This is a genomic window from Streptomyces regalis (assembly GCF_001509475.1).
Lineage (GTDB): Bacteria > Actinomycetota > Actinomycetes > Streptomycetales > Streptomycetaceae > Streptomyces > Streptomyces regalis.
In genome coordinates this window covers 1-7,955 of record NZ_LLZG01000110.1, presented here as the reverse complement: position 1 = coordinate 7,955, position 7,955 = coordinate 1, and the positions used below count along the sequence as shown (strand labels likewise).

The following is a 7,955-nucleotide window of genomic DNA, read 5'->3' as shown; positions in this document are numbered from 1 at the left end:
CACCCCACCCGCGCGCGTGCCCCACGGTCAGCCGACCCCGCGCTCCCTAGCATCGGCTCCATGCCCGCCACCACCACCGCCCCCAGCTCCCCCCTCCGCACCTGGTGGTCGCAACGTCCCCCCGCAGCCGGCGCCGCCGTCATGGCAACCGCCATCCTGTCGGTAGCCCTGCACCAGACGGGCTACGAAACCCTGTCCCGGATCGCCCTCACGCTGGCCTGCGCAGCCTGGCTGGCCCTGGCCGTCGACTTCCTCGCACGGCTCCTGTGGGACCACGACAGGTGGGAGAAAGAGGCAGCCACCCCGGCCGCCCTGACCGCCCTGACCGCCGTCGCGGCAACGACCGTACTGGGCACCCGTTTCACCGCCCTCGGCTGGGAGCCCCTCGCCAAGGCCCTCCTGGCCCTGGCGGCCCTGCTGTGGCCGGGTCTCGCCATCGCGGTCGTACGCCACTGGCACCGCCGCATGCCCGGCGCGGTGTTCCTGGGCTGCGTGGCCACCCAGGGCCTGGCCGTCCTGGGCGCGACACTCGCCGCGTCCGAGGCCACGGCATGGCTCGCCCACACGGCGCTCGTGCTGTTCTGGCTCGGCCTGCTGCTCTACGTCATCGCACTGCCCCGCTTCGATCCACGGCACATGGCGAACGGCGCCGGCGACCACTGGGTGGCGGGCGGCGCCCTCGCCATCTCCGCACTCGCCGGAGCGAAGCTCATCGCCGCCGACAGCGCCCGCCTGTACCTCTGGAACGACGACGACAGCGGCGTCCTGCGCGCGGTGACCGTCGCCCTGCTGGTACTGGACCTGGCCTGGTACGCCGCCCTGCTCATCGCCGAGATCGCCTGGCCACGGCTGCGCTACGACGTACGCCGCTGGGCCACCGTGTTCCCGATGGGCATGACCGCCGCGGCGACGCTCGCCGTCGCCACCGCCGTGGATGTCCCGTGGCTCAAGACCCCCGGCGAGGTACTGCTGTGGATCGCGGTCGCGGCATGGCTGGCGGTCACCGCGGGCGCGCTGCGGACCTACACCGGCCCCGGCCGCCCCGGAGCGAAGTCCGACCCCGGAACCACTCCCGAGTCCGACGTCACGTCCACAACACGGCGATGAAGATGTTCGCCGTGGTCAGCAGCCCCACCACCCCGAACAGCCTCTTGTCCACCGTCTCGTCGTCCCGCTTCACATAGACGAGTCCGAGGATCACGATCAGCAGCGCCAGCTTCACACCGATCTTGATGTTGTTGACGGACTGGTCGTCCGCCTGATTGAGACCGACGAGGATCACCCCGGTGACCAGCATGGTCAGCGCGCCGTGCAGCATCGCGGGGACGAACCGGGCGGTGCCCTGGCCCATCGCCTTCATCTGGGTGAAGAAACCACCGAGCAGCGCGGCGATACCGATGATGTGCAGGCCGACGAAGAGGTGGATGAGTACGTCCATGGAGCCGGAGCCTAATCAGCACGCGACGACCACCCGACACCGCCCCGCTCCACCCGCCCACGCACCCCACTCCTGAGCGTGATCGTGCATATATGCGGCCCATAGCACCCCGTCACCCGCAAGGGTCCTGAAACCGCCACATCGGTCAGCACCCTGCGTGAACACGACGGCCCCGCCCCGGGATCACGCTCACTTACGGTCATACCGCGGTCCGCTCCCGGCACTTCCGCACAACGCGTTACCGACCCGACACAGCGAGGTTTAGCGTCCTCCACCAGGTGACCGGCTCCCCACCGCCGCCCGGGCCAGGGGCGGCAGTCGGACACCACCGCCGAAAAAAGTCCGGCGGCGGCCCGCTCCCCCTGTGTGGGCCGCCGCCGGACGCGTAACCCGCCCCGGGCGTCCTACGGCCGCTCCCCCAGGCGCCGGTACGGGACGAGGCGGCCGTCGGCGGTCGTACGAAAGGACGTGCAGTCCACGTGGCAGCGCACCGCAAGCCCCGTCAGCGCTCGGCCGGCGGCAACACGGCCCGCACGGCATGGACGATCGCCCTGACGGGCGCCGCGACGGCGACGGGGTTCGACGGGACCGGACACGCCGAGCCGCAGCTGACACCGGAGCAGGTCAAGGCGAAGGTGGACAGGCTGTACCAGGAGGCGGAGGTCGCCACCGAGAAGTACAACGGCGCGAAGGAGAAGGCGGACGCGGCCGAGCGGCGGATCAGGACACTGCAGGACGAGGCGGCTCGCAGGACGGAGAGGCTCAACTCGGCCCGGGAGGCGCTGGGTTCGATGGCCGCGGCGCAGTACCGCGACGGCGGCGTCGACCCGTCCCTCCAGCTCGCGCTCTCCGACGACCCCGACCGGTACCTCGACGGAGCGGAGTTCGCCGAACGCGCCGGCAACCGTCAGGCGGCGTCCGTCGCGAGCGTCCGTGAGCAGCTACGCGAGATCGAGCAGCTGCGCGGAGCCGCACACGTCGAACTGACCTCGCTGAGGTCCCGTCAGGCGGAGCTGCAGCGGCACAAGAACACGATCACCGGCAAGCTGGACACGGCCCGAAGCCTGCTCACCCGGCTGACAGCCGAGGAGCGGGCTCGGCTCGGGGAGGGCACAGGCGGCACGAACCGTGCCGCACGTTCCTCCACGGGCGCCCGCGACGCCCTGACGACCCCTGGCACTGCCACGGCGCAGGCACCCAACTCCCGTGCGGCGTCCGCGATTTCCTACGCGTACACCAAGCTCGGCAGCCCCTATGTCTGGGGCGCGACCGGCCCGGACGCCTTCGACTGCTCCGGCCTCACCCAGGCCGCGTACCGCTCGGCCGGCATCTCCCTGCCCCGCACGACCTACGCCCAGATCGACGCCGGCCGCCGCGTCTCCCGAGCCGAACTACTCCCGGGCGACCTGGTGTTCTTCTACTCCGGCATCAGCCACGTGGGCCTCTACATCGGCAACGGCCAGATGATCCACGCCCCGAACCCGTCGGCACCGGTCCGGGTGGCCCCGCTCGACGAGATGCCGTTCGCGGGGGCCACGCGGGTGGTGTGAACGAGCGAGCCGGGGCCGGGAGCGCTGCCCGGGCCCGGGCTCACACCAGGCGCCGTGCCGTCGCCCACCGCGTCAGTTCGTGCCGGTTGGACAGCTGGAGCTTCCTGAGGACCGCCGAGACATGGGACTCGACCGTCTTGACGGAGATGAAGAGCTGCTTGGCGATCTCCTTGTAGGCATAGCCACGGGCGATCAGCCGCAGCACCTCACGCTCGCGCTGAGTCAGCCGGTCGAGGTCCTCGTCGACCGGCGGCGCGTCCGTCGACGCAAAGGCATCCAGCACGAACCCGGCAAGGCGCGGCGAGAAGACCGCGTCGCCCTCCTGGACCCGGAAGACGGAGTCGACCAGATCGGTTCCGGTGATCGTCTTCGTCACGTATCCGCGCGCACCACCCCGGATCACCCCGATCACATCCTCCGCCGCGTCCGAGACGGACAGCGCGAGGAAGCGGACCGGCTGCTCGGCGTCCGCCATCAACGGGGCGCAACGGCGCAGGACTTCGACCCCGCCGCCACCCGGGAGGTGCACGTCGAGGAGGACGACCTCGGGCCGGGTCGCGGTGATGACCGTGACCGCCTGGTCGACGTCCGCGGCCTCGCCGACGACTTCGACGCCGGTCTGCTCGGTCCGGCCGATCTCGGCCTGGACTCCCGTACGGAACATGCGGTGGTCGTCGACGAGGACCACGCGCACGTGCCGCTCGCCCGCGCTCCCGCCGGTCGACTCCACAGGCTCGCTCGCCTCGGTCGGGTCGCTCATGACGTCTTCTCCGCCCTCTCCATCTCCAGCTCGACCTCCGTGCCGCCCCCGGGTACCGCCCTCAGCCGGGCCGTACCGCCGTTGCGCTCCATGCGGCCGATGATCGATTCTCTGACGCCCATGCGGTCGGCGGGTATCGAGTCGAGGTCGAAGCCCGGACCGCGGTCCCGGACGGACACGAAAACGGTCTTCCCCTCCACCTCGGCGTAGACCTGCACGGCGCCGCCCTCGCCACCGTACTTCGCGGCGTTCACCATCGCCTCGCGCGCGGCCTGCATCTGTGCGCCGATTTTCTCGTCGAGCGGGCAGTCGCCGACAACCACGACCTCTATGGGAACGCCGTGCTTGTCCTCCACCTCCGCGGCGTTGCGCCGGACCGCGTCGGCGAGGTTGGTGGGTTCGTCGGCTTCGTCCTTGCCGGTGCCCTCGGGTTTGTAGAGCCAGGTACGCAGGTCGCGCTCCTGGGCGCGGGCGAGGCGACGGACTTCGTTCGCGTTCTCCGCGTTGCGCTGGATCAGGGTCAGGGTGTGCAGCACCGAGTCGTGGACGTGCGCGGCGACCTCGGCGCGCTCCTGGGCGCGGATGCGCATCAGGCGTTCCTCGGAGAGGTCCTGGGTCATCCGGACCAGGTAAGGGCCGGCGAGGAGCGTTATACCGACGAGGACCGCCAGGGCCGCCTGCAGGACGGAGCCGAGGTGAGCGGCGGAGCCCTGCAGGACGAAGATGCCGGAGGTGCCGGCCGTGACCAGGACGACGCCGCCCGCGGCGCGCAGCAGTGTAAGCGTGCGTCGACGCCGCCCAGCCTCCATCCAGCGGGCCCGGCGGGCGTTGTCCGCCTGGCGCCAGACCAGGGCGACGCCGGCGCCGACGAGCACGGCAGGCAGGAGGTAGGCCTTGGCGCCGCTGCCCAGGTCCACGCTGCCGACGAAGACCATCGCCACCACGACCATGAGGAGCAGCGCGACGATCTGCCCCTTGTCCGGCTTGCGGGCGACGAGTCTGCGGCGGCCGTCGGCCGCGGTCTCGGTGGCGAAGGGAGAGGGCCGCTGCGCGTCGACGCCGCCGACGCCGAGCGGCACGAAGAACCAGAACGCGGCATACAGCAGCGCGCCGAGGCCGTCCGCCATGAACAGGCCGACGAAGACGAGTCGCACCCAGATGACGGGCAGGCCGAGATGTCCGGCGAGCCCCCGCGCCACGCCCCCGAGCCAGCGTCCGTCGCTGCTGCGGTAGAGCTTGCGCGGCGGCCGCGGTTCGACGAGTGGCGCTGCTGCGGCTTCCGGCATGCCATCGATGTTCACACGGCCGGAGCAGCAGGGCATCAGGGTCGACCCCCGAGACACCCCTGATCTTCGAAGACCGCCGCGTCGAACGCTTCCCCAGACCCCCATCAGGGGCCGATATCAGGGTCCGACCAGGGTCATTCCGACTCCCGCCACGCCGACCCGCCCGTCACCATGGACACATGACAGATCACCAGCCCGCCGCGGACTCCGTGCCCGAGCCGGACGCCGTGCCCCCCGCGGGCACCCCGTCCGGCCCGGCACCCGCGAGCGCCGCGGGTGAGGAACCGCGCGCGCACGCGGGAGCAGGAGCAGGAGCGTCCGCCGAGCCGGGTGCACTCGACCCGCCGCACAGGTTCCGGCGTGCCCGGCGGTACAAGATGCTGGCCGGCGTGTGCGCCGGGCTCGGGCGGCAGTGCGACATGGACCCGGTGATCTTCCGGATCACCCTCGCCGTGCTCTCCGCGACCGGCGGCATAGGCCTCATCTTCTACGGCTTCGCCTGGCTCTTCGTCCCGTACGACGACGAGGACGAGAACGAGGTGCGCAAACTGCTGACCGGCCGCGTCGACGGCCAGGCGCTGACGGCCGTGCTGTTCGCGCTGGTCGGCTGCGGCGTGTTCCTGACGCTACTGAGGAACGGCGGTGTGCTGGCCTTCGCCGTCGTCCTCTCCCTCCTCCTCGCGGGCGCCGGCTACTGGTCGCGGCACCGCGGCACCCCCGACCCCGACCCGCTCGCCGCCCAGGCCGTCGCCGACGCCCCACCGGAGGCCCAGGCACCACCGGTCCCCGCCGCCTACCCCTCCTGGTGGCGCGACCCCATCGTCAAGGACGGCACGCACGACGGCGGCACGGGCTATCTCTGGGGCCCCCGCGACTCCCGCGACCGCGACATCGCGGCGGCCGTCAACATCAGCCTCGGCACCACCTGGAGCAGCCGCCAGGACATACGCGCCCGACGCCCGCACCAGCCGAAGCCACGCGGCCCGCGTTGGATCGGCGGCTGGGTGTTCCTGCTGGCCCTGCTCGCGGGCGCCCTCGGCACCGGCGCGACCTGGGAGGACCACGCGCTCGGCACCAGCCTGCAGACCGGCCTGTCCTGCGCGCTGCTCGTCTTCGGCCTGGGCATAGCGGTCAGCGCGTTCCTGGGCCGCACAGGAGCAGGCTCCATATTCCTGGCGGTCATCACAGCAGGCCTGCTGGCCTCCTCGGCCGCGCTGCCCAAGGACATCAGCACGCACTGGATCGAGCGGAACTGGCGACCGGCGGCCGTGGCGGACGTACAGCCGCAGTACGACCTCGGCACCGGCGTCGGCACCCTGGACCTGTCCCGGGTGAAGCTCACCGGGGACCAGACGGTGACGACCAGAGCAGATGTGGGTGTGGGCCGGCTGAAAGTGATCGTCCCCAAGGACGTGACCGTGGAGGTGAGCATCGACGTGGGGGTGGGAGACATCCAGCTGCCGGGCGACGACGAGCAGGACGTGGACGTGGCACCGGGCAAGCACAAGGAGCTGACCCTGACACCGGCCACGGGCACCAAGGCCGTGGGGACACTGGACCTCGATCTCAGCATCGGCGTGGGACAGGCGGAGGTGAGCCGTGCTACGTCATGAGTTCCAGCCCGGCAGGCTGGTCGCCGGCACCGTCCTGACCCTCGCGGGCGTCATCTACGCCGGTGACGCGGGCGGCGCCTGGGAGACGCCGTGGTTCGCGGTGATCCCGCTGGTCGTGGGCGGCCTGTGCCTGGCAGGCGCGGTAGCCATCCTGACGCGGGCGATACGCAGACGCCGCGGATCACCCCGTGAAACCAACCCGACGCCCCCGGAACCCCAATCCGACCCACACCACTGACCAGGGTCCCAGAGCCGGTCCCTGGCCCACGCCACCAGTAGCCCCGCCGACTGGGGCTACCGATACCCACCCGTCCGCTGCCGTCGCCGCGAGCGAAGTGCGGCGTCCAGGGACAACATGGGGGCACCCGCCAGCACAAGAGGCAGCCAGGCCATCAAATAGGCCAGGTCATTGCCGTAGTAGTACGGATCGGAGGCCCAGCTCACCGTCAACCACAGACTCAGCGAGATGAGTGCACCACCGAGTGCCGCCACACGGGCGAGCAGCCCCACCAGGGTGCCGATACCGACGGCCAGCTCGCCGAAGGCGATGGCATAGCCAAAGGCAACGGGGTTCTCCAGCGACAAGTCGACCATGGCCGGAATGGCCGAGGAGTCACGAACGGCGCGCATCATGTCGCCGATCGAGCCCGAGCCGGCGTCCTGCATGAAGGCGCTGTCGGTGAGTTTGTCCAAGCCGGCGTAGATGAAGGTGACGCCGAGGAAGACGCGGAGCGGCAGCAGCGCATACCGGCTGGCGGAATCCCGCCAGTTCCGATCGCCGTCGAGGTACGGAGTGTGCGTGCCGGTGTGCATACCGTGAGCCATCGCCAGTAGCCGCCTCTCGCCCGCCGGGCCGTGACCCCTCAAAAGACCATACGTACGCAACAGCGACGCGGCTCAATCCTGTCCCGACCCGTTTTTTCTGCACCGTGCGTCGTGGCTGGGCGGGGGTGCCGCCCTAGCGGCACGACTGCCCGCGGCTGGGGCGGGCGGCGGGGGCGGAATCGGTGGCCCGGCGTGTGGGCTTACCCACGCGGCGCCGCAGTCGCCCACGGCGGGAAGGGGACGTGCCGGGGGGTGTCCGCCCGCAGCGGCGGGCGTCAAGAAACAGCCCCTTCTCCCCAACCCCAACCGCCCGACCGAGGACGGACACCCCCCGGCGCGGCCCCAACCCCCAACGCACGAGTAGTGCGCAACGCGCACCCCCACCAAACCCGCGCAGGCCGCCGCAGGCATAGACGCGCACCCTCACCCACCCGCACAGGCCGCCGCAGGCATAGACCCGCACCCCCACCCACCCGCACGCCC

Annotated in this window: 8 protein-coding genes; 4 read left to right on the top strand and 4 right to left on the bottom strand. The window is 71.3% G+C overall.

The window, feature by feature from the left end:
* Nucleotides 1-60: 60 nt before the first annotated feature.
* The gene (locus ADL12_RS16375) at nucleotides 61-1,107 is read left to right on the top strand and encodes a tellurite resistance/C4-dicarboxylate transporter family protein (RefSeq protein ID WP_062703048.1); all 1,047 of its coding nucleotides are present in this window, start codon (nucleotides 61-63) and stop codon (nucleotides 1,105-1,107) included.
* On the opposite strand, the gene ADL12_RS16370 is transcribed toward ADL12_RS16375, so the two are convergent.
* A complete protein-coding gene (locus tag ADL12_RS16370; RefSeq protein ID WP_062703046.1) occupies nucleotides 1,085-1,438 on the bottom strand; it encodes a hypothetical protein in 354 nt (117 codons plus the stop codon). The genes ADL12_RS16375 and ADL12_RS16370 overlap by 23 nt on opposite strands.
* A 479-nt stretch (nucleotides 1,439-1,917) precedes the next feature.
* On the opposite strand from ADL12_RS16370, the gene ADL12_RS16365 reads away from it, so the two are divergent.
* Complete coding sequence (locus ADL12_RS16365) at nucleotides 1,918-2,988, top strand: C40 family peptidase (RefSeq protein ID WP_062703044.1); 1,071 nt, start codon at nucleotides 1,918-1,920, stop codon at nucleotides 2,986-2,988.
* A 40-nt stretch (nucleotides 2,989-3,028) separates the two neighbouring features.
* Here the strand turns inward: ADL12_RS16365 and ADL12_RS16360 are convergent, their stop codons facing one another.
* Together ADL12_RS16360 and ADL12_RS16355 are read right to left on the bottom strand one after the other, a co-directional pair.
* On the bottom strand, nucleotides 3,029-3,748 hold the full coding sequence (locus ADL12_RS16360; protein WP_062703042.1) for a LuxR C-terminal-related transcriptional regulator: 720 nt from the start codon (nucleotides 3,746-3,748) through the stop codon (nucleotides 3,029-3,031).
* Entirely contained in the window at nucleotides 3,745-5,070 is a 1,326-nt protein-coding gene (locus tag ADL12_RS16355; protein WP_208614553.1) for an ATP-binding protein, read from the bottom strand. The genes ADL12_RS16360 and ADL12_RS16355 overlap by 4 nt, the downstream gene beginning before the upstream one ends.
* Before the next feature lie 143 nt (nucleotides 5,071-5,213).
* Between ADL12_RS16355 and ADL12_RS16350 the strand changes: the two genes are divergently transcribed.
* Together ADL12_RS16350 and ADL12_RS16345 are read left to right on the top strand one after the other, a co-directional pair.
* Nucleotides 5,214-6,647: a PspC domain-containing protein gene (locus ADL12_RS16350; RefSeq protein ID WP_062703040.1), complete on the top strand. Its 1,434-nt coding sequence runs from the start codon at nucleotides 5,214-5,216 to the stop codon at nucleotides 6,645-6,647.
* A complete protein-coding gene (locus ADL12_RS16345; RefSeq protein WP_062703038.1) occupies nucleotides 6,634-6,885 on the top strand; it encodes a hypothetical protein in 252 nt (83 codons plus the stop codon). Before ADL12_RS16350 ends, ADL12_RS16345 begins: the two co-directional genes overlap by 14 nt.
* A 56-nt stretch (nucleotides 6,886-6,941) precedes the next feature.
* On the opposite strand, the gene ADL12_RS16340 is transcribed toward ADL12_RS16345, so the two are convergent.
* Nucleotides 6,942-7,460, bottom strand: a complete 519-nt coding sequence (locus tag ADL12_RS16340) for a DoxX family protein (RefSeq protein WP_107119928.1) — start codon at nucleotides 7,458-7,460, stop codon at nucleotides 6,942-6,944.
* Between the last annotated feature and the right edge of the window lie 495 nt (nucleotides 7,461-7,955).